This is a genomic window from Ensifer adhaerens, from assembly GCF_001270265.1.
GTDB classification, from domain to species: Bacteria; Pseudomonadota; Alphaproteobacteria; order Rhizobiales; family Rhizobiaceae; genus Ensifer; species Ensifer adhaerens_B.
In genome coordinates this window covers 1-524 of sequence record NZ_LGAP01000094.1, presented here as the reverse complement: position 1 = coordinate 524, position 524 = coordinate 1, and the positions used below count along the sequence as shown (strand labels likewise).

Sequence of the window (524 nt, the reverse complement as noted above, 5' to 3'; positions counted from 1 at the left end):
CCGAAGGAAATCATCGATCTCGGCAACGGCCAGAAGCGCGGCATCGACACCCAGGTCTACGACACCTACGAGATCGAGCGCATCGCCGGTGTTGCCTTCGAACTGGCCCGCACCCGCAACAACCGCGTCTGCTCGATGGAAAAGCGCAACGTCATGAAGTCGGGCGTGTTGTGGAACCAGGTGGTCACCGAAACCCACAAGGCGAAATATTCCGACGTCCAGCTCGAACACATGCTGGCGGATGCCGGCGGCATGCAGCTGGTGCGCCAGCCCAAGCAGTTCGACGTCATCGTCACCGACAACCTGTTCGGCGACATGCTCTCGGATGTGGCGGCGATGCTGACCGGTTCGCTCGGCATGCTGCCCTCGGCGTCGCTCGGCGCCCCGGATGCCGTGACCGGCAAGCGCAAGGCGCTCTATGAGCCGGTGCACGGCTCGGCGCCGGACATTGCCGGCAAGGGCATCGCCAACCCGATCGCCATGATCGCCTCGTTTGCCATGTGCCTGCGCTACTCCTTCAACCT

The 524-nt window shown here is 63.5% G+C and carries 1 protein-coding gene; it reads left to right on the top strand.

The genetic code is table 11. The features are described 5' to 3' along the window. A partial coding sequence (locus tag AC244_RS34835; protein WP_234717138.1) for an isocitrate/isopropylmalate family dehydrogenase occupies positions 1-524 on the top strand: 524 nt, incomplete at both ends.